A 1,696-nucleotide genomic window follows, 5' to 3' on the forward strand; every position below is an offset into this window, starting at 1 on the left:
CCTCCGTAGCCTCGATATGTTGGCGCACATGCGGCGTGCACGGGTTGCATTAGCAGCAGCACGTGCGGATGCGCAAGCGGTCGTCCACCCCCCTTGCACCAGCAGGGAGCCTTGATGGCGCAGACTTCCGCCAATGGCTTCTCCTCCGGTACGGGCAGGGCCGCTTGAGTGCAAAACATGTGTGCACTGCGGCCTGGGCCTGCAGAAACCGGGGTCTCGACGTGGATGATCTGGCATTGAGTCCGCTCAGCCAGACGGGGCACTTCCAAAGGAAACTGGACGAAGCCTTGGGCATCAACAGTTGGGTCGATGAACATGTGTACTGGGCGGACGTACCTTCTCACGACCACCGCACAAACACTAGGACCCAACTTCGGCACCCCATGTTGCTTGTCCATGAACGTGTGGCTGACGAGTTTGCCGAGAATGTTGTCGCCCCACCGGAGGCTGAACGTGATGAGCTCCTTGCGTTGCCACGGTTTCGGTCGTGCCCTTTGTTGCGAGAGTTGGGTTGGGACCGGTTGGCCCTACTAGGATTTTACATCGACTCAGCCCCATGGTCAAATTCCGATTAATTGTACGCATTTTACTGGAATGGCATTTTCAGTAGACGGCGGCATCTCATCACGATCATTCGGAAGCGCGATCTCTGCCGATGTGGTTGTGGGGGCCGATGCTCCTTAAAAGCAATCATGGCTGTCATCGTTTGGTCGTTCTCTTGTCTTCGTGATGGCTCTTTCCCCCGTAGGCGGCACGACGGGCTGGAACTTGACGCACACAGGCGGGAAACTCGGCAAGGGCGGTTGCCGGTGAGAGGCTTACTTCGGGAGTTTCGGGCAGACTGGGAAGAGCTGGCTTATGGTCTTGGCTTCAAACCATGGTCAGCAACTGCAACTCCGTGCTTTCAGTGTTATTGCACCGCAGAGAACATGCACGTGTACGTCAACAGCGAGGGAGAACAACCGTACGCCCCACACACCAACAACGACTACCGTAGCGAAGTAGCCACTGCCCTGGTTGACTGCCGCGTTGGCCCGGCGGCTGCCGGAGTCTTACAAGCCGTGCTGCGCAACGAACCTGGTTCAAGGACCGGTCGTTTCGTGTCCAAGGACTGCGAGGTCAACGGTGTGCTCCTCCGTGCCCCGGCAGGAGGCCTTGCTGGAGATCGGTTGGAAGCCATCAAAAGTGCATGCCAAAACTGTGATGTGCTGTCGCCTTGTGTTCTTCAGGCAACTTCCTGGGTCTTGGGTCGCGTCGTTGAATGTGCTATTCGACGTCTTAACCTTTGAAGACATCGCCCTTGATATCCTGCACGTGGTCGATCTCGGTGTGGCACAGTATTGTGCTGCTTGGGCATTTACCCTACTCCTGCTGGCGGATGTCTATGGCACAGGCCAGACGACGCAATAAGCGCTTTTTTGGCGCAAGTGCCCGTGCGATGGTGCCGCGCTTGAAACGCTGGTACAGGGGGAAAAGTGTCGACCGCGTGTCCACTCTGACGCCAGGCATGATCCTTGGGACTGGTGGCACAATATACCGTCCGTGTTTGCGCGCGAAGGGTGCGGAATCTCGTGGTTTGGCCTTCTTTTCTCGAGATGAGCACCGGCGTCATGTAAACACTATCGGTACGCCTCAGGCTAGGGTATTGGTTCTCGCCTGCTGTAACCTCTGCTCCTTCTACGACATTTGTGTATCG

2 protein-coding genes are annotated in these 1,696 nt (G+C 57.0%); one reads left to right on the plus strand and one right to left on the minus strand.

What is annotated here, in order from left to right; genetic code table 11:
• Positions 1–317: hypothetical protein (locus ABWQ00_RS15960; protein WP_353239642.1), on the minus strand; the 317-nt coding region annotated here is incomplete at its 3' end.
• A gap of 838 nt (positions 318–1,155) precedes the next feature.
• Here ABWQ00_RS15960 and ABWQ00_RS15965 point away from each other — a divergent pair.
• Positions 1,156–1,410, plus strand: coding sequence for a hypothetical protein (locus ABWQ00_RS15965; protein WP_353239643.1), 255 nt, complete (start codon positions 1,156–1,158; stop codon positions 1,408–1,410).
• The last annotated feature ends 286 nt before the right edge of the window (positions 1,411–1,696 follow it).

This window comes from Limnohabitans sp. (genome assembly GCF_040400975.1).
Taxonomy (GTDB): Bacteria; Pseudomonadota; Gammaproteobacteria; order Burkholderiales; family Burkholderiaceae_C; genus Limnohabitans_A.